General features: G+C 52.7%; 22 protein-coding genes and 3 pseudogenes. 8 read left to right on the forward strand and 17 right to left on the reverse strand.

Annotated features, from left to right (window positions below):
- Position 1 precedes the first annotated feature (1 nt).
- The 9 genes from fliN to fliF all read right to left on the reverse strand — a co-directional run bounded on the left by fliN (position 2) and on the right by fliF (position 8,513).
- Positions 2-409, reverse strand: coding sequence for a flagellar motor switch protein FliN (gene fliN / locus H2P46_RS04235; RefSeq protein ID WP_193403975.1), 408 nt, complete (start codon positions 407-409; stop codon positions 2-4).
- Entirely contained in the window at positions 402-1,409 is a 1,008-nt protein-coding gene (fliM, locus tag H2P46_RS04240) for a flagellar motor switch protein FliM (RefSeq protein WP_193403976.1), read from the reverse strand. Before fliM ends, fliN begins: the two co-directional genes overlap by 8 nt.
- Positions 1,410-1,413: 4 nt before the next feature.
- On the reverse strand, positions 1,414-1,899 hold the full coding sequence (gene fliL, locus H2P46_RS04245; protein WP_193403977.1) for a flagellar basal body-associated protein FliL: 486 nt from the start codon (positions 1,897-1,899) through the stop codon (positions 1,414-1,416).
- Positions 1,900-2,028: 129 nt separating this feature from the next.
- The gene (locus H2P46_RS04250) at positions 2,029-3,285 is read right to left on the reverse strand and encodes a flagellar hook-length control protein FliK (protein ID WP_193403978.1); all 1,257 of its coding nucleotides are present in this window, start codon (positions 3,283-3,285) and stop codon (positions 2,029-2,031) included.
- Positions 3,282-3,725, reverse strand: a complete 444-nt coding sequence (gene fliJ / locus H2P46_RS04255) for a flagellar export protein FliJ (RefSeq protein WP_193403979.1) — start codon at positions 3,723-3,725, stop codon at positions 3,282-3,284. Before fliJ ends, H2P46_RS04250 begins: the two co-directional genes overlap by 4 nt.
- 19 nt (positions 3,726-3,744) lie before the next feature.
- A complete protein-coding gene (gene fliI / locus H2P46_RS04260) occupies positions 3,745-5,106 on the reverse strand; it encodes a flagellar protein export ATPase FliI (protein ID WP_193403980.1) in 1,362 nt (453 codons plus the stop codon).
- Complete coding sequence (gene fliH / locus H2P46_RS04265; protein WP_193403981.1) at positions 5,106-5,798, reverse strand: flagellar assembly protein FliH; 693 nt, start codon at positions 5,796-5,798, stop codon at positions 5,106-5,108. The genes fliI and fliH overlap by 1 nt, the downstream gene beginning before the upstream one ends.
- Positions 5,791-6,783 (reverse strand): flagellar motor switch protein FliG, encoded by a 993-nt coding sequence (fliG, locus tag H2P46_RS04270; RefSeq protein WP_193403982.1) that lies wholly within the window; start codon positions 6,781-6,783, stop codon positions 5,791-5,793. The genes fliH and fliG overlap by 8 nt, the downstream gene beginning before the upstream one ends.
- On the reverse strand, positions 6,780-8,513 hold the full coding sequence (gene fliF, locus H2P46_RS04275) for a flagellar basal-body MS-ring/collar protein FliF (RefSeq protein ID WP_193403983.1): 1,734 nt from the start codon (positions 8,511-8,513) through the stop codon (positions 6,780-6,782). The genes fliG and fliF overlap by 4 nt, the downstream gene beginning before the upstream one ends.
- A 231-nt stretch (positions 8,514-8,744) precedes the next feature.
- On the opposite strand from fliF, the gene fliE reads away from it, so the two are divergent.
- Positions 8,745-9,056: a flagellar hook-basal body complex protein FliE gene (gene fliE / locus H2P46_RS04280; protein ID WP_193403984.1), complete on the forward strand. Its 312-nt coding sequence runs from the start codon at positions 8,745-8,747 to the stop codon at positions 9,054-9,056.
- Between the two features lie 33 nt (positions 9,057-9,089).
- On the opposite strand, the pseudogene H2P46_RS22890 reads toward fliE, so the two are convergent.
- A pseudogene (locus tag H2P46_RS22890) lies at positions 9,090-9,251 on the reverse strand (site-specific integrase); the annotation flags it as partial.
- Here H2P46_RS22890 and H2P46_RS04285 point away from each other — a divergent pair.
- Positions 9,244-9,723 (forward strand): annotated as a pseudogene (locus tag H2P46_RS04285) (integrase core domain-containing protein); the annotation flags it as partial. The pseudogenes H2P46_RS22890 and H2P46_RS04285 overlap by 8 nt on opposite strands.
- A gap of 235 nt (positions 9,724-9,958) precedes the next feature.
- Here H2P46_RS04285 and H2P46_RS04290 read toward each other — a convergent pair.
- From H2P46_RS04290 to pth, 3 genes and pseudogenes are all read right to left on the reverse strand, one after another.
- Positions 9,959-10,150 (reverse strand): annotated as a pseudogene (locus tag H2P46_RS04290) (Arm DNA-binding domain-containing protein); the annotation flags it as partial.
- Positions 10,151-10,355: 205 nt separating this feature from the next.
- Positions 10,356-11,447, reverse strand: a complete 1,092-nt coding sequence (ychF, locus tag H2P46_RS04295) for a redox-regulated ATPase YchF (protein WP_193404357.1) — start codon at positions 11,445-11,447, stop codon at positions 10,356-10,358.
- Between the two features lie 109 nt (positions 11,448-11,556).
- The gene (gene pth / locus H2P46_RS04300) at positions 11,557-12,144 is read right to left on the reverse strand and encodes an aminoacyl-tRNA hydrolase (RefSeq protein WP_193403985.1); all 588 of its coding nucleotides are present in this window, start codon (positions 12,142-12,144) and stop codon (positions 11,557-11,559) included.
- Positions 12,145-12,404: 260 nt separating this feature from the next.
- On the opposite strand from pth, the gene ychH reads away from it, so the two are divergent.
- Complete coding sequence (ychH, locus tag H2P46_RS04305) at positions 12,405-12,683, forward strand: stress-induced protein YchH (RefSeq protein WP_193403986.1); 279 nt, start codon at positions 12,405-12,407, stop codon at positions 12,681-12,683.
- Here the strand turns inward: ychH and H2P46_RS04310 are convergent.
- The 4 genes from H2P46_RS04310 to lolB all read right to left on the reverse strand — a co-directional run bounded on the left by H2P46_RS04310 (position 12,680) and on the right by lolB (position 16,624).
- On the reverse strand, positions 12,680-13,831 hold the full coding sequence (locus H2P46_RS04310) for a GGDEF domain-containing protein (RefSeq protein ID WP_193403987.1): 1,152 nt from the start codon (positions 13,829-13,831) through the stop codon (positions 12,680-12,682). The two genes, ychH and H2P46_RS04310, sit on opposite strands and share 4 nt — an antisense overlap.
- A gap of 230 nt (positions 13,832-14,061) precedes the next feature.
- Positions 14,062-15,009, reverse strand: a complete 948-nt coding sequence (prs, locus tag H2P46_RS04315) for a ribose-phosphate diphosphokinase (RefSeq protein ID WP_006118899.1) — start codon at positions 15,007-15,009, stop codon at positions 14,062-14,064.
- Positions 15,010-15,134: 125 nt separating this feature from the next.
- Positions 15,135-16,004: a 4-(cytidine 5'-diphospho)-2-C-methyl-D-erythritol kinase gene (gene ispE / locus H2P46_RS04320; RefSeq protein ID WP_193403988.1), complete on the reverse strand. Its 870-nt coding sequence runs from the start codon at positions 16,002-16,004 to the stop codon at positions 15,135-15,137.
- Entirely contained in the window at positions 16,001-16,624 is a 624-nt protein-coding gene (gene lolB, locus H2P46_RS04325; protein ID WP_193404358.1) for a lipoprotein insertase outer membrane protein LolB, read from the reverse strand. The genes ispE and lolB overlap by 4 nt, the downstream gene beginning before the upstream one ends.
- Positions 16,625-16,840: 216 nt before the next feature.
- On the opposite strand from lolB, the gene hemA reads away from it, so the two are divergent.
- The 5 genes from hemA to sirB1 are packed head-to-tail and all read left to right on the forward strand — an operon-like array spanning position 16,841 to position 21,275.
- Positions 16,841-18,097 carry a glutamyl-tRNA reductase gene (gene hemA, locus H2P46_RS04330; protein ID WP_193403989.1) on the forward strand — a complete coding sequence of 419 codons (1,257 nt, stop codon included), beginning with the start codon at positions 16,841-16,843 and terminating at the stop codon, positions 18,095-18,097.
- A gap of 45 nt (positions 18,098-18,142) precedes the next feature.
- On the forward strand, positions 18,143-19,225 hold the full coding sequence (gene prfA, locus H2P46_RS04335) for a peptide chain release factor 1 (protein WP_193403990.1): 1,083 nt from the start codon (positions 18,143-18,145) through the stop codon (positions 19,223-19,225).
- Positions 19,225-20,058, forward strand: a complete 834-nt coding sequence (prmC, locus tag H2P46_RS04340) for a peptide chain release factor N(5)-glutamine methyltransferase (RefSeq protein ID WP_193403991.1) — start codon at positions 19,225-19,227, stop codon at positions 20,056-20,058. The genes prfA and prmC overlap by 1 nt, the downstream gene beginning before the upstream one ends.
- 12 nt (positions 20,059-20,070) lie before the next feature.
- Complete coding sequence (locus H2P46_RS04345; protein WP_193403992.1) at positions 20,071-20,469, forward strand: SirB2 family protein; 399 nt, start codon at positions 20,071-20,073, stop codon at positions 20,467-20,469.
- Positions 20,466-21,275: an invasion regulator SirB1 gene (sirB1, locus tag H2P46_RS04350; protein ID WP_193403993.1), complete on the forward strand. Its 810-nt coding sequence runs from the start codon at positions 20,466-20,468 to the stop codon at positions 21,273-21,275. The genes H2P46_RS04345 and sirB1 overlap by 4 nt, the downstream gene beginning before the upstream one ends.
- Positions 21,276-21,280 lie beyond the last annotated feature (5 nt).

Genomic DNA, 21,280 nt, shown 5'->3' on the forward strand with positions numbered 1-21,280 from the left:
ATCAACGACTCAGACGACGCATACGTTCAGAAGGCGTAATAATATCGGTGATACGCACGCCATATTTGTCGTTTACCACCACCACTTCACCCTGGGCGATTAAATAACCGTTGATCAAAATATCAAGCGGTTCACCCGCCAGGCCATCCAGCGCCACCACTGAACCCTGCGTCAGGCGCAGCAGTTCTTTGATCGTCATTTTAGTGCGACCCAGCTCCACGGTGAGCTTCACCGGAATATCCATGATCAGGTCAATGTCCTGCAGTGAGCCAGTCACGTTAGCGCTCTCAAACGTTTTAAACACATCGTCGCTTTGCGGCGCGCTGGTGCCAGCTTGCTCGTTCATTGCCTCAGCCCACAGATCGTCCGCAGAGATGTTATCATCGGACGGTTTCTTGCTGTCACTCATTGGGCTGTTCCTCGTTCAGCGAATTCAAAATTGGGTTAATCAGATGTTCGACACGCAGGGCATATTGGCCATTCATCGTGCCATATTGGCTGGTCAATACCGGAACGCCATCCACATGGGCGATAATGCGTTCGGGCTTCTCAATGGGCAGCACATCGCCTGGTTTCAGCTGCAAAATGCGTGACAGACGGAGTGAAGTCTCAGCAAAATGCGCAATCAGCTCCAGTTCAGAGTGCTGTACCTGCTTCACCAGGGTATCGCGCCAGTGATTATCTTCCTGACGGGAATTCTCCAGCGGCGGGGTCACCAGCAGGTCGCGCAGCGGCTCAATCATCGAAAACGGGATACAAAAATTAAATTCACCGACCAGGGTACCAAACTCCACCTGGGACGGCGTGTTAACCACAATGTCGTTGGGTGAAGTCGTGATATTGGTAAATTTTACCTGCATCTCGGAACGCACATATTCCACTTCCAGCGGATAAATGGCCTTCCATGCATCGCTGTAGCCCTCCAGCGCCAGCTTCAGCATGCGACGAATCACGCGTTGTTCGGTGTGAGTAAATTCACGGCCTTCCACTTTTGTCGGGAAGCGGCCATCCCCACCAAACAGATTATCAACTGCGATAAAGACCAGGCTTGGCGAAAACACCACCAACGCTGTACCACGTAGCGGCTTCAGGTGGATCAGGTTCAGGTTAGTTGGCACCGGTAAATTGCGGGCAAACTCATGATAGGGCTGAATCTTGATCGCACCGACGGAAATATCCGGGCTACGGCGCAGCAGGTTAAATAGCGCCATACGGAACTGACGAGCAAAACGCTCGTTAATAATTTCCAGCGCCTGCAGACGTTCACGGATGACGCGACGCTGCGTATTCGGGTCGTAAGGGCGAATATCGCCTTCCGGCCCGTTCTGTTGCTTTTCATCTGCCGGGCTGTCACTGTCGCCGTTTAACAGCGCGTCAATTTCAGCCTGGGAGAGAATGTTATCGCCCATTGATTCACCTCAAAATGAAGGCAGTAAACAGCACATCGCTTACGACCTGCGGAGGTTGACCTTTTACCAGCGGTGGTGCCAGCACCTGTTTGATTTGCTCAATAAGCGCTTGCTTTCCTTGCTCCGACGCTAGCGCAGCCGCGCTCTGTCGCGAGAGCAGCAGCAGCAAACGGCTGCGCACCTCAGGCAGATAATCATTCATCCGACGACGGGTTTCTTCATCCGGCAGACGCAGGGTAAAACCTACGTACAGCACGCGATCAAGATCGTTGTCGGGATTGACCAGGTTAACCGTAAATGTATCAAGTGCAAAAAAGACCGGGGCGGCAGGCGGTTCGACTTTCGCAACTTCCGGCTTATCGTCCTTGTGTTTATTCATCATTCGCCAGACTGCATAGCCTGCTACGCTGCAAGCGGCGAGAGTTACAATGAGTAACATCGGAATTAAAATTGAACGTTTGCGGCCTTTAGCTTTCGCTGTATCAGACATTTTTGCAGTTACTTCCTGTGAATTATGAACAAGCCTCTCGGCTCGCCTGGACAGATTATCCCGCGTCTTAAGTCAAACAATGGGAAGAAAAGACGCGGGTTTTAGGCTTACCTTCAGCGTTTGTTGCTATCAGGCAAAAGTGTCGACTGCACCGTTGCCCGCCAGACGCGCCTGAAGGGCAGCCGGTACGGCAATGGGCGTTATATCATTATCACTGTCCTGAGAGAAAGAGAAGTTGCCGTGCTGTCCGTCGCGCCGCGCCTCCTGTTGTGGTTGCTGGAAGCTCTGGCCTTGTGCGGAACTGTCACTGCTCACCTGACTCTCGCCCAGGTTGATGCCGCTGTCAGCCAGCGCGGTTCGCAGCTGAGGCAGCGCGGCTTCCAGTGCGGCCCGAACGTGGCTGTGGCTGGAAACCATATTTATCTGGGCCGTGTCGTTATCCAGTTTCAGACTGATCTGGATGCTCCCCAGATCTTCCGGATGCAAACGCAGCTCTGCATTCTGTTGACCGTTACGGCTGAACATTACAATTTGCTGGCTCAGCGCCTGCTGCCATTCGTTACTGCCAAGCTGCGCATTCAGCATTGGCGTTGACGGCGTGTTAGTGGTTGCTGATGCATTCAACGGCGTAGCCAGCGAACGGGTGCTGGAGAGCGACGCGCCGGTTAGCAGCACGTTATCGCTGGCGCTGTCCTTCGCCGCAGGCTGATCGTCCTGCTTGCTCCAGCCGTTCAACGCCTGCTGAAAATTGCCGTCAAGATCCTGCATCGTGCTGTTATTCGCTGCTGCCGGGCTGCTGTTACTGGCCGTTGCATTAACAGTACTGTTTACCAGGCCCGCATCGCTGGCTTTCGCGCCTTTTCCTTCCGGCTTGTCGTGCTGGCTGGCTAGCGCACTGTTCACCGCCTGCGATAGCGTTGACAAGACGCTGCGACGCGCATCCCCCGGTATTAACGCGCTGCTGGCAACCTGGCTGGCGTCGCGGGTCGTAGTTGCTGGTAACATCGCGAAAAGCGCCTGCATGTTTTGCATGTCACTGGCGCTTAAGGTAGTGGCATCTTGTTTATCTTTATCATCGGCTGATTTTGTGTCGGCTTTAATATTTTCCGGCTTCAGCAGGGCATTAAGCGCATCGGGATTTGCCAGCGCTGCCAGGAGGGCATCGCGCGGGCTGTCTGACTTACTATCCGCATCATTTTCTGTCGTCTGATCAGCTATTTGCGTTGCGCTGCCTTGCTGCTTTGCCAGCGTCGATAAATGTTGGCTCAACGCTGTCACAAAGCCCTGTGGCTGCGAATCAGCGCCCGGTGAGATGTCCGATGAAACGGACGCATCCGTGTTCCCGCTCGCAGCGGTTTGGGTGCTTATGTTCGGTAACGTAATCATTCGCCTCTCCTTAATGCGGCCCGTTGGGCAAATTCATCCATCCGTTTCTGATCGAGACGGTTTTCTTGTCGTAATGCATTTTCAGCCGCGCGCGTAATTAACGTTTGATAAGCGTTCAGGCGCTGCTGTTTCTCGCGCCAGTTCACCAGCGCCTGCTCCAGGCGCTGGTTCCAGTGCTGGAGTTGGTTACGGTGCTGCTCAATGGCTTTTTCTAACGTCTGGATAAACTGGTGATAGTTGGTCCAGCGGGTGCTGGCGATCCCGCTCGACATATCGGTGTTGAGCTTGTGGCGATATTCGTCCTGGTAATCGAGCAACATGGTGAGCTGCTGATCGGCGGCTTGCTGGCCGCGGCGCATGTCGCCTAAAAAAATGGCGGCTTTTTCCAGATCTTGCTCCGCCAGATCGCGCAGTGTGTCGATAGCATTCGCTGTTTTCATTGCCGTTACCTCGCGTTAACTAACCGAACAGGGCATGCAGATGCAGGCAGGCGTCGTCGTAATCGCTGCGTTCAAAGATGCCTTGTTGCAGAAAGGCTTCCATCTGTGGATAGAGTTTGATGGCTTTATCCAGCATGGGGTCGCTGCCTGCCGCATAAGCGCCGACGCTGACCAGATCGCGGTTGCGCTGGAAACTGGACAGCAATTGCTTGTACTGGCGAACCTGGGCGTAGTGATTCTCATCAATCAACGACGTCATGGCGCGGCTGATCGAAGCTTCGATGTCAATGGCCGGATAGTGACCGGCTTCCGCCAGACGGCGCGATAACACGATGTGGCCATCGAGAATGGCACGCGCCGAATCAGCAATCGGGTCCTGCTGATCATCACCTTCCGTTAAAACGGTATAAAAGGCGGTGATGGAGCCGCCGCCGTCAATGCCGTTACCGGCACGTTCCACCAGTGCAGGCAGTTTGGCGAATACCGAAGGTGGATAGCCTTTGGTTGCCGGTGGCTCGCCGATCGCCAGCGCGATTTCACGCTGTGCCATGGCATAGCGGGTCAGGGAATCCATAATCAGCAGCACATGCTGGCCGCGATCGCGAAAGTCCTCGGCGATGCGGGTGGCGTAAGCGGCACCCTGCATACGTAATAAAGGCGACACATCGGCAGGCGCTGCGATCACCACTGAGCGGGCACGGCCTTCGGCACCCAGGATATTCTCGATAAAATCTTTGACTTCACGGCCACGTTCACCAATCAGGCCAACAACAATCACATCCGCTTCGGTGTAACGCGCCATCATGCCGAGCAGCACGCTTTTACCTACGCCGGAACCGGCAAACAGGCCCATACGCTGGCCGCGTCCCACGGTGAGCAGGGCGTTAATTGCGCGCACGCCGGTATCCAACACGTCTGTAATTGGGGTGCGTTGCAGCGGGTTGAACGGTGGGGTGATCAGTGGCGCACGATAGCCCGTATCAGGTGAGGGTAAGCCATCCAACGGACGTCCGCTGCCATCCAGCACGCGACCCAACAACTGTGGGCCCAGCAATAACTGCTTACCGGCCTGCGGATTTTCGCTCGTCTGGCGGGCATAAACGCGGGCGCCGGGCAAAATGCCATCCACCTCTTCCAGTGGCATCAAAAACAGTTTCTGACCGTTAAAACCCACGACTTCACTTTCAACTTCAGTAATATTTTTGCCATTGTTACGTTCAATAACGCAGGTGGCGCCAAGCGGCAACTGCAAGCCGGTCGCTTCCAGTACCAGACCGGTGGCGCGCGTTAAACGGCCATAACGGCGAACCGCCTGCACTTGCGCAATGCGGTTTTCAAACGCGTCGAGCGCACCAAGCCAGCGATTGAGGCGCGTGGTCATTACAGCTCTCCCGGCGCGGCAAGGCGGCATAATTCCTGCCAGCGCGTCGCCACGCTGGCGTCGAGATCGCCATCTTCTGCGCTGAGTTTGCAACCGCCCGGATGCAGCGTGTTATCCGCCAGCAGGCGCCAGCCGTGTAGATCGAGCGTCGGGCCGAGCGTCTGCTCAATGCGTTGTAAATCGTCAGGATGTACGCGTAACTGTGGTTTTCCGCTGAACATCGGCTCCTGTTGTATCAGCTGCTGGATTTGACGCAGCAGGGCGCTGCCATCCACAGTGGTGGCCTGGCCAATGACTGAACGTGCGGCTTCCAGCGCCAGCTGCATCAAACGCGCCGCAATCACGCTGTCCAGCGACTCCAGCGTATTCTGGAACTCCGTTACCAGCTGCTGCATTCGTGCCTGCAAGGGTGCCTGCTGCTGCTGGGCATCGGCTAACCCTTGCTGAAAACCAGCGTCATAACCGGCTTTCTGGCCTTCTGCAAAACCCTGCTGATGGCCTTCGGTATAGCCTTGTCCCTGTGCTTCTTTGCGCATCTGCTGTTGCAGGCGTTCAAGCTGTTGCTGCTGCTCGTCCGCTTCGCTTGCGAAGGTAGCGATTTCCGGCTGTGGTTCCGCTTCCGGCTCGTCAACACGGCCTAAATCCATCGGCTGCCACAATTGCCACGGGCGGGCGGAAAATGCATCAGACATAGGTTTCCTCGCCGCCGCCAATCATCATTTCGCCAGCTTCGGCCAGGCGGCGTACCACCAGCAGAATGGCTTTCTGCTCGTTCTCCACCGCAGACATACGCACGGGGCCCCGGTTGGTCAGGTCGTCGCGCAGAATGTCGGCGGCACGCGCCGACATATTCTTGAGGAACTTTTCGCGCAGCGGCTGCTCGGCCCCTTTCAGGGCGATCAGCAACTGCTCAGATTCTATTTCCTGCAACAGACGCTGGATGCTGCGGTCGTCCACTTCCACCAGGTTTTCGAACAGGAACATCTCGTCGATAATTTTCTGGGCCAGCTCGCCATCGAAGTCGCGAACGGCTTCGATAACCGCTTCTTCCTGCTGCGTTTTCATCAGGTTGATAATTTCTGCTGCGGTTCTTACGCCGCCCATCTTCGCGCGCTTGAGGTTGGTGCCATCCAGCAGGCCGTTCAGCACTTCGGTCAGTTCCGCCAGCGCTGCGGGTTGAACACCGCCGAAAGTGGCGATACGCAGCATCACATCGTGGCGCAGGCGTTCGTCGAAAAACGCCAGAATATCGGCTGCCTGACTGCGTTTGAGATGGACCAGAATGGTAGCGATAATCTGTGGATGCTCATCGCGAATCAGGTCGGCGGCTGCCTGCGGTTCCATAAAGTTGAGCGTTTCCATGCCGCTGGTGGTTTCGCGCGTTTCAAGAATATCTTCCAGCAGGCTGGAAGCACGCTCTTCCCCCAGCGCCCTGACCAGCACCGCACGCAGATAGTCGTTGGAGTTAAGGCTGAGCGCGGCAAACTGCTCGGCATCTGCTTCAAACTCACGCAACACTTCAGTCAGCTGCTTGTGTGATACCTGACGCATATTGGCCATCGCGGCGCTGAGATGCTGCACCTCACGTTGACTCAGGTGTTTGAACACCTCCGCAGCGCGCTCTTCGCCAATAGTCATCATCAAAATGGCGCTTTTTTCAGTACCGGTCAGACTCATAGTTCTTTACTCATCCAGTCGCGAATAACCAGCGCGACGACGCGCGGATCGTTTTCAGACATGTCGCGGATGCGCTGGCTTAAAACTTCAGCGCTCATACGGTTGTTCGATTTACGTTCCTGATCCAGTTCATCTTTACTGAGCTGAACGTTAAAGGCTTCTTCATCTTTCTGGGCGGAGAGCTGGGCAGCTGCCGCTTCGGCGGTCGCTTTCTCTGCATCCTGCTTACGCATCAGCTGCGGACGCACCAGCTTGCGATAGAGAACAAAGGCAACTAGCGCAATCAACAACCATTTACCGGCGCTTATCAGCTGATCAAAGAAGGCTTGCTGCTGCCAGAAGGGCAGATCGGTCACTGTCGGCTCGGTGGTATTGAACTGCGAATTCACCACGTTGATGCTGTCACCGCGCGTTTGCGAATAACCCATCGCTTCGCGGGTTAAATTTTCAATCTGCTTCAGCTGTTGTTCATTCAGCGCAACCGCTTTGCCTTTTTCGTCTGTGCGATAATTCACCACCACGGCGACTGATAGACGCTGCACATCTCCCACGTTCATCTTGGTGTGACGAATGGTGCGGTCCAGCTCGTAGTTAACGGTGTCCTCATGATGAGAATTAGTGGGGCCTGAACTGGCAGCGGTGCTGAGTGCCTTCCCACTGTTCGCTGCGTTAGTTTGTCCGTTAGCATTTTGGCCATTGGCGTTTTGACCATTAGCCGCATTGTTAACGGGTGCATTAACCGGCGCGGTATTGGCTGGTGCAGGTTGATTTGACAGCGCGCCCGGCACGCCGCCGGGATAAGGACTACCTGACTGTTCGCTGATGCTGGTCTGACGTGAGCGGATCGCTGAGTTATCCGGTTGTCCGTTTGGCTGATATTTTTCGTCAGTCTGCTCGCGGCTATCAAAGTTGATTTGCGCAGTCACCTGAGCGTGAACATTTCCCTGTCCCAGAATGGGATTGAGGATCGCTTCGATACGCTGCTGATAACGTGCTTCAACTTCGGCGGCATATTTAAGCTGTGCATCGTTCAGATCACGACCGGCGGCATCAGAACGTGTCAGCAGACGACCGGTCTGATCGACCACGGTGACATTGCCCGGCGGTAAACCAGCAACGGCACTCGACACCATATGGACGATGGCCTGAATTTGGCCCTCATCCAGCGCACGTCCTGGTTGCAGCGTTAAGGTGACTGATGCTGACGGCGCTTTTTGTTCGCGCACGAACAGTGTTGGTTTTGGCATCGCCAGATGAATGCGCGCTGTTTTTACCGGACCCAGCGTTTCGATAGTACGTGCCAGCTCACCTTCCAGTGCGCGCTGATAATTCACCTGTTCGCTGAACTGGCTGATGCCAAATTTTTCTTTATCTAATAATTCAAAACCAACCGAACCGCCTTTTGGCAAACCTTGCTGGGCCAGACGCAAACGCAGCTCATGTACCTTTTCATCGGGTACCATCAGCGCACCGCCGTTCGCGGCGAAGCGATAAGGGATATTCATCTGGGTCAGTTGAGTAACAATCGCGCCGCCATCTTCATCGGTCAGATTGTTGTACAGCACGCTGTAATTTGGCGCTTTAGCCCATAACACCAATGCAAAAACCACCGCGATAGCCGCAGCGGTAGCAATCATTAAAGGAATACGCGGGTTGGCGCGCAGGCGGGCGAGAAGATCACTAAACCCTTTCTTTTCTTGATCCTGTGTGGCGGCTGCACTCGCATTCATGACCGATTCCTGCCTGACGTAATTGACCGGGTTAGTTGTAATGGCAAAACAGACTCCCTGATCTGCGTAAATAAAATTTCCACTTCAGTGCCTGGCATTATTTGATGAAACCCAAAATTTGATGGCTGAATAAGCCGGGTTTTTTGGGGTCATTTAGCGCCTTTGTCTCATTGACAATGTGCTAACTTTCCGAACGTAGAAAATTCTCTGTCTTCAAATAAGGTATCGGCAATGACCATTCAGGCAATCGACGGTGTGCTGCAGCAGCTGCAAACGGCTTCACTGCAGGCGAGCAATAAAAGCAGCGAAACCAGCAATCAGGTTGATTTCGGCGCAACCATGAAAGCGGCGCTGGACAAGATCAGCGAAACCCAAACCAGCGCCCGCGCCCAGGCGCAGGATTTTGAAATGGGTAAGCCTGGCGTTGCGCTGAATGATGTGATGGTCGATCTGCAGAAATCATCGATTTCCATGCAGATGGGAATTCAGGTCAGGAATAAATTGGTGTCGGCGTATACAGATGTGATGAATATGCAGGTTTAGGTATCGTATGTATGATAATAAAGCTAATCTAATTTAGATCGCTTCGTTATGGGACATCAGTGGGACAAAATCATTAAACTTTTCGTTTAACAGACTCCTTTGCATCTCGTCGTTTTCCTTCATCCAGGATCCGTACACCTGGTAAACCATCTGCGCATTTGCGTGACCCATCTGACTGGCGATGAAGTTTGGATTCCGCTGTGACAATGGTGAAAAGCTGCGGATGACCTTCGCACAGGACTGCTGCGACAGGGAGATCATTGACTGGGCGGCGAGCACCGGAGGCTATGATAAAAAAACGGTGCAGGATGTAATGTTGGGCGCGGTGGAAAAACGCTTCGGCAGGGAGTTGCCCACAGAGTCGCTGGAATGGCTGACGGATAACGGCTCAGCCTACAAAGCGCATGAAACCAGGGCATTCGCCCGAATGCTGGGGCTTGAACCGTGCACGACAAGAGTGCGCAGCCCGGAAAGCAACGGTATAGCAGAAAGCTTCGTAAAAACGATAAAGCGTGACTACATCAGCATCGTGCCGAAACCAGACAGTCAGGCAGCGGTGATGAATCTGGCAGTGGCGTTCAGCCATTATAATGAGCATCATCCGCACAGCGCGCTGGGATACCGCTCACCACGGGAATATATACGCAGGAAGTTATCGCAACCGTAAGAGAGTAAAGGCGTCTGGATATATAGGGTCAAATCCATTTAGCTCATCAACCAACCCGCAATAGCGCTGAGGAATCCCCAGTAATGGGCGGATGAGAAAAGGCAGGCATAGAAGTTTTGTGATCTGTTGCTTTGGGTTCGGTCTGCGAGCCAGTTCTAGCCGCTCAGCGGGAAGAATGCGGGTCCTTAGTCTGCTGGCGACGCTGAGTACAATCATCTCATCTGCACCATGCTTACTCACATTTATCCCGCGCCTCAGCAAGTTTCACCGCTGGATAATCACCCAATACAAATATGTTTGATTTGCCGTTAAGTTTAAACAGATAGCGCCACGTCTTTTTGTTGCTGGGTTTCACTTCGAGGTACAGTCCGTTGAAATCATTGAGCTGGTAGACCTTTACGTTAGGCAGTACGGTATTAAGTATCAGTGAGCATAACGATTTTTTTATGTTTTTTTATACAGTCATTGTGCTTGCCTGAAATGAAGATGGAAGTTGATCGTACTCATTTTTGACCTGGAGTTCATAAGGTCATGTGTGACGCCTCGAAACGAAAAATCCACGCAATTGCGTGGATTTTAGGAGGTTTTTTAGTATTCGTGAGCTTTACTGAAACCACGTAAGGCAGTAGAAACTAGACGTTGAACAAGAAGTTCATCACATCGCCATCTTTAACAATATATTCTTTACCTTCCGAACGCATTTTACCGGCTTCTTTAGCCCCTTGCTCGCCCTTGAAGGTGATAAAGTCATTGAACGCGATGGTTTGCGCACGGATAAAACCTTTTTCAAAATCGGTATGGATTTTGCCAGCGGCCTGCGGAGCCGTTGCGCCAACCGGAATGGTCCATGCGCGTACTTCTTTTACACCAGCGGTGAAGTAGGTTTGCAGATTAAGCAGCGAATATCCGGCACGGATTACGCGGTTCAGGCCTGGCTCTTCCAGACCCAGCTCGGCCATAAACTCAGCGCGATCTTCGTCCTCCAGCTCAGCAATATCGGATTCAACGGCGGCACATACCGGCACTACCACCGAGCCTTCGGCTTCAGCAATAGCGCGAACCTGATCCAGATACGGATTATTTTCAAAGCCGTCTTCGTTAACATTGGCGATGTACATGGTAGGCTTCAGGGTCAGAAAACTCAGATAGCGGAGGGCCGCTTTTTCGTCGGCATCCAGATCCAGGGCACGCAGCATACCTGCGTTTGACAGGTGCGGCAGGCATTTTTCCAGCGCAGCCAGCTCGACTTTAGCGTCCTTATCGCCGCCCTTGGCTTTCTTTTGCACACGCTGAATCGCACGTTCACAGGTGTCCAAATCAGACAACGCCAGCTCGGTGTTGATTACGTCAATATCTTCGGCCGGGTTTACTTTGCCCGCAACGTGAATGATGTTGTCGTTTTCAAAGCAGCGCACCACGTGACCAATAGCTTCCGTTTCACGGATGTTCGTCAGGAATTGATTGCCCAGACCTTCACCTTTGGAGGCGCCTTTTACCAGGCCGGCGATGTCGACAAATTCCATGGTAGTCGGCACGACACGCTGTGGCTTAACAATCTCTGCCAGCTGATCGAGGCGTAAATCCGGCATTGGCACCACACCAGTGTTGGGTTCAATGGTGCAAAAAGGGAAGTTAGCCGCTTCGATGCCCGCTTTAGTCAGCGCGTTGAACAGAGTGGATTTACCGACGTTCGGCAGGCCCACGATACCGCATTTGAATCCCATGGTTTGATACCCTTTATAACTGGATGAATAAAACATCGCGGGATGTTCTATCGGAAACGAAATAAAAAATTTCGCGCATTATACACATAATTGCGACGAATCTGGACCTTTAGTCTGGTCTGAAGGCGTGCAAACGATTCATTGCTTTGATGCGATCCTCTTTTAGCCACAATTCGGTGCAGCGCACGGCTTCGTCAATCGCATCGTCAATCATTTTTTGCTCGCTTGCTGGTGGTTTGCCTAACACAAAGCCGGTCACTTTATTGCGATCGCCGGGATGGCCAATGCCAATACGTAGCCGGTGGAAATTATTATTATTCCCCAGTTTGCTGATAATGTCTTTTAGCCCATTGTGGCCGCCATGACCGCCGCCTTGCTTAAATTTAGCGACACCAGGGGGTAAGTCGAGTTCATCATGCGCCACCAGAATTTCTTCCGGCGTAATGCGATAAAAAGTCGCCATCGCGGCGACCGCTTTACCACTTAAATTCATAAAAGTTGTCGGCACCAGTAAACGTACATCTTCACCGGCAATCGCCAGTCGCGCCGTGTAGCCAAAGAATTTGCTCTCTTCCTTTAATGACTGATTGTGACGATCAGCCAACAAATCCAGATACCAGGCACCCGCATTGTGTCGCGTGGCGGCATACTCTGCGCCCGGATTGGCGAGGCCAACAATCAGTTTAATGCTGCTCACGATGAATATCCTGCTGTTGTACGGAAAGGGCGATAGTTTACTTCGCCGATAACGAGATGACAAAGACCGCACGAGGCAAGTAATTAAGTGAGGTGATTAATCATTTTTCATCTAAATCAACAGGGTATCCGTAAAGATGTGTCAGCGTTTATTTCTATTGTGTGATCTCAGGCGCAACCGGGATGCCATTCATTGCCTAGACTTATGGTCAGTTAACATTGTGTGCGGTTTTCAATCGTTCATAACAATGGAGGTGGAAAATGAAGCGTCATCATTCTCGTGTAGCGGGTATTACCTTAATGGTGCTGGGTTTGCTTACGATGGTGCTGGGGGTTGGCTATTCAATTCTTAACCAGATGCCATCGCTTCACCTGCCACAATTTTTGGCTCATGGGGCGATGTTCAGTATCTTTATTGGCGCATTATTGTGGCTGGCTGGCGCATGTATAAGCGGTCGTGAAAAGGTTGAAGATCGTTATTACTGGCTACGCCATTATGGCGATAAGCGCTGCCGCCGTTCACACCATTCCCATCACTAAACGGCAGTAGAAAGGGCGAGATACTGCTCAGTGCGATTTCTGCCGCTGGATTTGGCGCGATAAAGCGCTTCATCGGCCAGCGCCAGCAGCGCTTCAAAGCGTTGTTCGCTGTTGTTTGAAGCAGCAAAGCCGATACTGACTGAGTACGCAATATTATCGGGTTGAGAGAGCTGAGCGGCAAGCCGAATGCGTTCACACCACAACCATGCCTCAGCGGCATGAGCCGGAATAATTGCAGCAAACTCTTCCCCGCCCAGGCGGGCGAAACGTCCTTCTCTCGGCAATAACGTTTGCACAACACCACAAAAATCAACCAGCACGCGATCGCCTTGTTGATGACCAAAGCGGTCGTTGATGCTCTTAAAATGATCGAGATCGAATATGACTGCAGTGAACGGTTTCTGCTGGCGTAAGCGGTGCGCGACCATGCGTTCGGCATAGTTGAAAAGTGCGCGTCGGTTCCAGACATTGGTTAAAGGATCGTGCATCGAAGCATTAAGGTGCGCAATCTGCGTGCGTTCATTTACCATCGCAAGAATAGTAAACGTCAATCCAATCACAAACAGGATAGATTCCAGGATCACATAGCCCGAAAAACTGGAGCCGCCGATGGCACCTTTTAACGGGCTGGCGGTAGCGTTATCAAGAAAGATGCGCGTCCCGTTAAACAACAAATGTATCCACAATAATAACTGGGCCGGCCAAAACGTTACTTTGAGCATGTCACGCTTGAGCCATAATAACTGGATTAACGCGCTGATATATAACATGCAGACGATGCACATCACTAAAATGCGCTTTGGCATCGAATAATAAAACGTAGGGAATAAACACAAAACTGCCCAGAGCAGCGCACCGAGCAACCAGCTGACACCAAATGGTTTACCACAGAACTGGCGAAACGCATTCAATAGTCCGCCATATGCTAACATCATCAATATATTACCGACGGCTACAGGTAAAAACTGCAAGCCGCTGCTGCGCAAACTGCTGAGAAAAACCGCGACGAGCGTTAGCGTTAGTGAAATGCAGGTAAAGCCAAGCACGCGATTGTATTGCGCGCCCATCCAGGCAAAAACCATAATGATGCTTAAAAACCCCAGCACGTAAAGCTCGCAAATAAACAGTGTGTAAATATCGAGGTTCATCGTGGTCGGCGTTCTCATCAAAAAGTGCCGAGCAAAATACCATTATTTAATTTACAGCAGAAGCATTAGTGCCAGCCCTAAATCAAAACAGTATTTGGCTTTGAGAATGACCGTATTAGAGCAAAATTATCGCGGGAATATTGGATGAGGAAGCGGGTTAATCGGTATTAAAAAAAGATGTTGCCAAAAGAGAATGAAAAAACCGGGCACGAGGCCCGGTTTGGCGAAGATTAATGCTCGAACATTGCCGAGATAGATTCTTCGTTGCTGATACGGCGAATTGCTTCAGCCAGCATGCCAGACAGCGTCAGCGTGCGGACGTTTGGCAGAGATTTCATCTCTTCAGACAGCGGAATGGTGTCGCAGACGATGACCTGATCGATGACCGACTTACGCAGATTTTCAACGGCGTTACCAGAGAAGATCGGGTGAGTGGCGTAGGCGAACACGCGTTTTGCTCCGCGTTCTTTCAAGGCTTCAGCCGCTTTGCATAGTGTGCCGCCGGTGTCGATCATGTCGTCGACCAGCACGCAATCGCGGCCAGCAACGTCACCAATAATATGCATTACCTGAGAAACGTTCGCACGTGGGCGGCGTTTATCAATGATGGCCATATCGGTATCGTTCAGCAGTTTGGCGATAGCGCGAGCACGTACTACGCCGCCAATGTCGGGAGACACGACAATCGGGTTTTCCAGACCGATCTGCAACATGTCTTCCAACAGAATCGGGCTGCCAAATACGTTATCAACCGGGACGTCGAAGAAGCCCTGGATCTGCTCGGCGTGTAAATCAACCGTTAGAACACGGTCAACTCCGACGCTGGAAAGGAAATCTGCCACTACTTTGGCAGTAATCGGCACACGCGCAGAACGTACGCGGCGATCCTGACGGGCATAACCAAAGTAAGGAATGACTGCGGTAATACGACCAGCAGAAGCACGACGCAGCGCGTCGACCATCACAACCAGTTCCATCAGATTATCATTGGTGGGAGCACAGGTGGACTGGATGATGAAAATATCACCACCACGTACATTTTCATTGATCTGTACGCTTACTTCACCATCGCTGAAACGACCCACTGCGGCGTCTCCCAGGCTGGTGTAAAGGCGGTTGGCAATACGTTGTGCTAGTTCCGGGGTGGCGTTACCAGCAAATAGCTTCATATCAGGCACGAGAAGAACCTCAGGCTTTGCGTCCAGAGAATGAACGTCATGACAGTAACCGGCGAATACGTTCATGAGCGTTCACACGGGTGTGTTAATGCGAGACGTGCAATGTCTGGAACGGAGTGACACTGTCACGCAGTCGCGGGTCGCTTAGAAAGTGTACGCTGAAGCGGAGAGACGTTAACGCCTCTTGCCACAAAACCGCGTATTCCTTTCGGAGCAAGTTCCAGCACCTGACGTGCAGCGGACTCGGTGTCGAATTCAGCAAACACACAAGCGCCGGTGCCCGTCAGGCGCGACGGCGCGTATTCTAGCAGCCAGGAAACAAGCGCATCAACCTCGCGAAAACGTTTTCTTACCACTGCTTCACAATCATTGCTGAATGGAGCACGCAAAAGTGTCGCTAAATCACGCAACGGTGTGTCCCACGTCAGGGCAGGATCGCTGAATACTTCCGGTGTACTAATGCTGACCCCAGGATGGGCTACCAGATACCACTTTTCGTCAGGCAGAGCGGGCTGTAGCTGCTCGCCGACCCCTTCAGCAAAAGCGGCAAAACCCTTAACAAAAACCGGTACGTCGGCCCCTAATTGCAGGCCAAGGTTTGCCAGTTCATCCTGGGTTAATCCGCACTGCCATAAATAATTTAGCGCCACCAAAATTGTCGCTGCATTTGAGGAGCCACCGCCTAATCCGCCACCCATCGGCAATTTTTTCACGATACTGATCTGTGCGCCGGCATTTTTCGGCAGCGAATGGCTGCGCTGGGCTGCATTTTTAAGCAGTTCTGCCGCGCGGACGATAAGGTTTTGCGCGTCAGGCACACCTGCAACCGGCGTTAACAGGCTGATAACGCCGCTCTGGTCAGGTGTGATGTGCAGCGTGTCGCCATAATCCAGAAACTGAAACAGCGTCTGCAGATTATGGTAGCCGTCAGGGCGACGGCCAGTGATATAGAGAAAAAGATTCAGTTTTGCCGGAGCGGGCCAGGTTGTAATCATTGAACGGTCCAGCTGTCCATACGTAGCTTAATGCGCTGATCGCCCTCTTTCAGCTCCAGATTAGCGGGCAGTGGGGGCGTAACGTTGTTGTCATAGCCAGAGAGGGTAACCTGCCATTGCTGGCCGTTGCGGCTGTAGTTCAGGCTACGCAACTGATACTTATCGTTCAGCTGGTAGTCGCTGGCATCGCCTGGTAACCCCATCATCCATTGCCGCAGATTAGCCAGCGGAATATCCATGCCGGTTAGCTGTGAAATCATTTTTTCAGCGTCGTTGCTGACGTAGCGCTTGCCTTTATTATCAACCAGCTGAACGACCGATCCCTGGGCATCCAGCTGCAATTCGGTGCTGCCCAGTGGGTTGGTTAACAGCAGACGATAGCGATCAGGCGCAGTTTGCTGCCAGTTAAAGCGTGCGTAGACTTTTTGCTTATCCGATAAGTAAGCAAACGCACCGCGCGTCTGGTAATGCGTCACTTTAGTAACCGCTTGTTGATGCTGTTGCCACTGTGGTGCGGTAATGTCTGGACCTGGCCCTTGCGGTTTGTTCACGCTACAGGCAGCAAGCAACACGCTGGCAAAGGGCAAAAGGCGCAACAGATTACGTGGGGAATTAAGCATCAAGTGGTCATCTCCTCAGACACATTTTTAATTCGTAACGGATAACGCTAACCATCCGCATTTAAGCAGTCAATGCTGTTATACGCGAAATTGCGCGAGTTCAGGTTAATCTTATTACAGTCATAGCCTTTGTATGGCTTTTCTTGATCTGTCGCATCTTGTAGAATGCGCTTCACAAAACCCTGACATTATTGGGACATCCCAACTCAAATCACCATGACGCTGCTCGCACTCGGAATCAATCACAAAACTGCCCCCGTTGCTCTGCGCGAACGTGTATCGTTCGGGCCGGAGACGCTGGAGCTGGCTTTAAACAGCCTGCTCTCTCAGCCAATGGTGCAGAGTGGCGTGGTGTTATCAACCTGTAATCGCACCGAACTTTACCTGAGCGTAGAACAACAGATTGATCTGCAAGAGCGTTTGGTACGCTGGCTGTGCGAATATCATCAGCTAAATGAAGAAGATGTGCGCAACAGTCTTTACTGGCATCAGGATAACGACGCGGTCAGCCATTTAATGCGTGTTGCCAGCGGTCTTGATTCGCTGGTACTGGGCGAGCCGCAGATTCTGGGCCAGGTGAAAAAAGCGTTTGCTGATTCACAACGCGGACATGCCCTGAGCAGTGAGCTGGAGCGCATGTTCCAGAAAACCTTCTCTGTTGCCAAGCGCGTGCGCACCGAAACAGAGATTGGGGCCAATGCCGTTTCCGTTGCCTTTGCTGCCTGTACGCTGGCGCGCCAAATTTTTGAATCTCTCTCTACCGTTAACGTGCTGCTGGTCGGGGCGGGTGAAACCATTGAGCTGGTGGCGCGTCATCTGCGTGAACACCAGGTGAAAAAGCTGATCATCGCTAACCGTACTCGCGAACGTGCCGAAGCGCTGGCGGCGGAAGTCGGAGCGGAAGTGATTAGCCTGGCGGATATTGATTCCCGTCTGACCGAAGCTGACATTATTATCTCTTCAACCTCCAGCCCGTTACCCATTATCGGTAAAGGGATGGTGGAACGCGCTCTGAAAGCACGCCGTAATCAGCCGATGCTGTTGGTGGATATTGCGGTTCCGCGCGACGTGGAGCCGGAAGTCGGCAAACTGGCCAACGCCTATCTGTATAGCGTCGATGACCTGCAGGCCATCATTGAACAAAATCTGGCGCAGCGCAAAGCAGCAGCGATTCAGGCAGAAAGTATTGTGGTACAGGAAAGCAGCGAATTTATGGCGTGGCTGCGTGCGCAAGGAGCCGTAAATACCATTCGCGAATACCGTTCACAGGCAGACGATATTCGCGCCGAGCTGGAAGGTCGCGCATTGCAGGCCCTGCAACAGGGAGCCGATCCGCAAAAAGTCATGCAGGATCTGGCGCATAAACTGACTAACCGCTTAATTCACGCACCAACCAAATCTCTTCAGCAGGCCGCCCGCGACGGCGACTCAGAACGCCTGCAGATTTTACGCGACAGCCTGGGTCTTGAGTAGATACCCTCTGGCTGTTGCCACCTGTTACGGGAATCCCACATTTAAATGAAAACCTCAATTGTTGCCAAACTAGAAGCGCTGCAGGAGCGCCACGAAGAAGTGGAAGCGATGCTGGGTAATGCGGCTGTCATTGCCGATCAGGAACGTTTTCGGGCACTTTCGCGTGAATATGCTCAGCTCAGTGATGTGACACGCTGTTTCCGCGACTGGCAGCAGGTCCAGGAAGATAGCGAAACCGCGAAAATGCTGCTCGACGATCCTGAAATGCGAGATATGGCCCAGGAGGAGTTACAGCAGGCGCGGGAGCAAAGTGAAACGCTGGAACAGCAGCTGCAAGTGTTGCTACTGCCAAAAGATCCCGACGATGAGCGCGCCTGTTTTGTTGAAGTCCGGGCGGGAACCGGCGGTGATGAAGCCGCGATCTTTGCTGGCGATCTGTTCCGTATGTACAGCCGCTACGCTGAAGCACGTCGCTGGCGTGTTGAAATCGTCAGCGCCAGTGATGGCGAACATGGCGGTTATAAAGAGGTCATTGCCCGTATCATCGGTGAAGGTGCTTATGGTCGGCTGAAATTTGAATCGGGCGGCCATCGCGTACAGCGTGTGCCGGAGACCGAATCGCAAGGGCGTATCCACACGTCTGCCTGCACCGTTGCGGTAATGCCGGAATTGCCAGAAGCAGATATGCCAGAAATTAATGCGGGCGATCTGAAAATTGACACCTTCCGTTCGTCAGGCGCGGGTGGTCAGCACGTTAATACCACCGATTCGGCGATTCGTATTACCCACCTGCCGACCGGCATTGTGGTGGAGTGTCAGGATGAGCGTTCGCAGCATAAAAACAAAGCCAAAGCGTTAGCCGTATTAGGCGCGCGTATTCATGCTGCCGAAATGGCGAAACGTCAGGCGGCAGAAGCCAGTACGCGTCGCAACTTGCTGGGCAGCGGCGATCGTTCCGATCGTATTCGCACCTATAACTTTCCGCAGGGGCGCGTTACCGATCATCGCATCAATCTGACTATTTACCGTCTGGATGAGACCATGGAAGGCAAGCTGGAAAGCCTGATTGAACCTATCGTGCAGGAATATCAGGCCGATCAGTTGGCCGCGCTGGCTGGTCAGGATTAATGGATATTCGTCACTGGCTGAAACAAGCCGTTGCCCTCTTATGCGGGGGTGATAGCCCAAAGCGTGACGCAGAAATCCTGCTGAGTTTTGTCACCGGTAAGTCGCGAAGCTGGCTGGTGGCCTTTGATGAGATACCGCTCAGCGACGAACAGCGTGCACAACTTGACGCCTTGCTGGCACGTCGCGCGCAAGGCGAACCCGTGGCGCATCTGGTGGGTGAACGCGAATTCTGGTCACTACCGCTGCGCGTTAACGATGCTACGTTAATTCCCCGCCCCGATACCGAAATACTGGTTGAGCAGGCGCTGGCGCGCTTGCCCGCGACACCTTCCCGTATCCTCGATCTTGGCACCGGCACGGGCGCCATTGCCCTGGCGATTGCCAGCGAACGGCCCGATTGCCAAGTGGTGGGCGTAGATCGCATCGAAGCCGCCGTTGAGCTGGCACAGCACAATGCCGACTCCCTCAATCTTTCTAACGCCACGTTTTTGCTCAGCCACTGGTTCCGTGAACTCTCTCCCAACCGCTTTGAGCTTATCGTCAGTAATCCACCTTATATTGATGCCAACGATGTGCATCTCGGACAGGGTGATGTACGTTTTGAACCACGCAGTGCGTTAGTGGCCGATGAGTCGGGTTTAGCTGATTTACGGACGCTGATTGAGCAAGCGCCAGACTGGTTAACAGCAAGCGGCTGGCTACTACTGGAACATGGCTGGCAGCAGGATGACGCGGTGCGTCAACTGATGCTGAAAAACGGCTACCAGGCGGTGGCAACCGCCAGTGATTATGGCGGCAACCCGCGTGTGACTTTCGGTCAAATAGCAAATTAACAAGGACCTGACATGTTTGCTTATTATCCTTTGATCAAACAACTGCACTTACTCACAGTGGCGATCACTATCACGCTTTTCCTGCTGCGTTTCTACTGGCAACGCAGCGGCTCAGCCATGCTGACACGCCGCTGGGTGCGCATTCTGCCGCACGTTAACGACACATTACTGCTGGTTAGCGGAGCCATGTTGGTGATGATCACCCACTTCTATCCATTTTCTCCACAAGGAAGCTGGCTGACTGAAAAGCTGTTAGGGGTTATTATCTACATCGCCTTAGCTTCCGTGGCACTGAGTCGTCGCCCGCGAACTGACCGCACCCGCTGGATTGCCTTTCTTATCGCGTTGATTGCATTGGTGATTGTCATTAAGCTGGCGGTGAGCAAAATGCCATTATTGGGGATAGTATGACCTCCACTGAACGATTAGATTTTAGCCAGACGCCGCTATGTAAAGCGGTGATTGGCGCCACGCTTGCTATCCGGGCCGATTTTCCGGCGTTGTCGGTAGAGAAGCAGTTGTCTGCCTTAGTTGCTGAAGCGCGTGATTATGTCAGCTGCGAACAGGATGCCGACCTGCAGCTCGAAAAATTGCTGGAGCTGTTTTATCGCCAGTGGGGATTTGGCGGCGCGAGCGGTATTTATAATCTGTCCGATGCGCTATGGCTGGATAATGTGCTGAAAACCCGCCAGGGCACTGCCGTGTCGCTGGGTATCATTTTTTTGCATATCGCAGCCGAGCTGGAACTACCGCTGATGCCGGTGATTTTCCCCACCCAGCTGATTCTGCGCGCTGACTGGATTGATGGAGATAAATGGCTAATCAATCCGTTCAACGGTGAAACGCTTGATAAGCATACGCTCGAAGTGTGGTTGAAGGGCAATATCAGCCCAACCGCCCGTCTGTATGACGACGATCTGGATGGCGCCAAAACCATTAATGTGATGCGTAAAATGCTGGATACGCTGAAAGCGGCATTGATGGAAGAGAAGCAGATGGAACTGGCGCTTAACGTCAGCCAGGTGCTGTTACGCATTGACCCCGATGATCCTTATGAAATTCGCGATCGTGGTTTGATCTATGCGCAGCTTGAGTGCGAACATATCGCCTTAACAGATTTAACTTACTTCGTTGAGCAGTGTCCCGAGGACCCGGTCAGTGAAATGATCAAAGTTCAGATTCACGCAATTGAACAAAAACAGGTGACGCTGCATTAAGCGCA

The organism is Mixta mediterraneensis (assembly GCF_014946725.1).
In the GTDB taxonomy this organism is placed as follows: Bacteria; Pseudomonadota; Gammaproteobacteria; order Enterobacterales; family Enterobacteriaceae; genus Pantoea; species Pantoea mediterraneensis.

Excerpts from the sequence above, each read along its gene's own strand:
- lolB (WP_193404358.1), bottom strand. The coding sequence starts at position 16,624 with ATGCTTAATTCCCCACGTAATCTGTTGCGCCTTTTGCCCTTTGCCAGC.
- ispE (WP_193403988.1), bottom strand. The coding sequence starts at position 16,004 with ATGATTACAACCTGGCCCGCTCCGGCAAAACTGAATCTTTTTCTCTAT.
- prmC (WP_193403991.1), top strand. The coding sequence starts at position 19,225 with ATGGATATTCGTCACTGGCTGAAACAAGCCGTTGCCCTCTTATGCGGG.
- ychF (WP_193404357.1), bottom strand. The coding sequence starts at position 11,447 with ATGGGATTCAAATGCGGTATCGTGGGCCTGCCGAACGTCGGTAAATCC.
- H2P46_RS04345 (WP_193403992.1), top strand. The coding sequence starts at position 20,071 with ATGTTTGCTTATTATCCTTTGATCAAACAACTGCACTTACTCACAGTG.
- hemA (WP_193403989.1), top strand. The coding sequence starts at position 16,841 with ATGACGCTGCTCGCACTCGGAATCAATCACAAAACTGCCCCCGTTGCT.
- fliJ (WP_193403979.1), bottom strand. The coding sequence starts at position 3,725 with ATGAAAACAGCGAATGCTATCGACACACTGCGCGATCTGGCGGAGCAA.
- fliE (WP_193403984.1), top strand. The coding sequence starts at position 8,745 with ATGACCATTCAGGCAATCGACGGTGTGCTGCAGCAGCTGCAAACGGCT.
- fliH (WP_193403981.1), bottom strand. The coding sequence starts at position 5,798 with ATGTCTGATGCATTTTCCGCCCGCCCGTGGCAATTGTGGCAGCCGATG.
- ychH (WP_193403986.1), top strand. The coding sequence starts at position 12,405 with ATGAAGCGTCATCATTCTCGTGTAGCGGGTATTACCTTAATGGTGCTG.
- H2P46_RS04250 (WP_193403978.1), bottom strand. The coding sequence starts at position 3,285 with ATGATTACGTTACCGAACATAAGCACCCAAACCGCTGCGAGCGGGAAC.
- fliF (WP_193403983.1), bottom strand. The coding sequence starts at position 8,513 with ATGAATGCGAGTGCAGCCGCCACACAGGATCAAGAAAAGAAAGGGTTT.
- H2P46_RS04310 (WP_193403987.1), bottom strand. The coding sequence starts at position 13,831 with ATGAACCTCGATATTTACACACTGTTTATTTGCGAGCTTTACGTGCTG.
- fliI (WP_193403980.1), bottom strand. The coding sequence starts at position 5,106 with ATGACCACGCGCCTCAATCGCTGGCTTGGTGCGCTCGACGCGTTTGAA.
- sirB1 (WP_193403993.1), top strand. The coding sequence starts at position 20,466 with ATGACCTCCACTGAACGATTAGATTTTAGCCAGACGCCGCTATGTAAA.
- fliM (WP_193403976.1), bottom strand. The coding sequence starts at position 1,409 with ATGGGCGATAACATTCTCTCCCAGGCTGAAATTGACGCGCTGTTAAAC.
- fliG (WP_193403982.1), bottom strand. The coding sequence starts at position 6,783 with ATGAGTCTGACCGGTACTGAAAAAAGCGCCATTTTGATGATGACTATT.
- prfA (WP_193403990.1), top strand. The coding sequence starts at position 18,143 with ATGAAAACCTCAATTGTTGCCAAACTAGAAGCGCTGCAGGAGCGCCAC.
- fliN (WP_193403975.1), bottom strand. The coding sequence starts at position 409 with ATGAGTGACAGCAAGAAACCGTCCGATGATAACATCTCTGCGGACGAT.
- fliL (WP_193403977.1), bottom strand. The coding sequence starts at position 1,899 with ATGTCTGATACAGCGAAAGCTAAAGGCCGCAAACGTTCAATTTTAATT.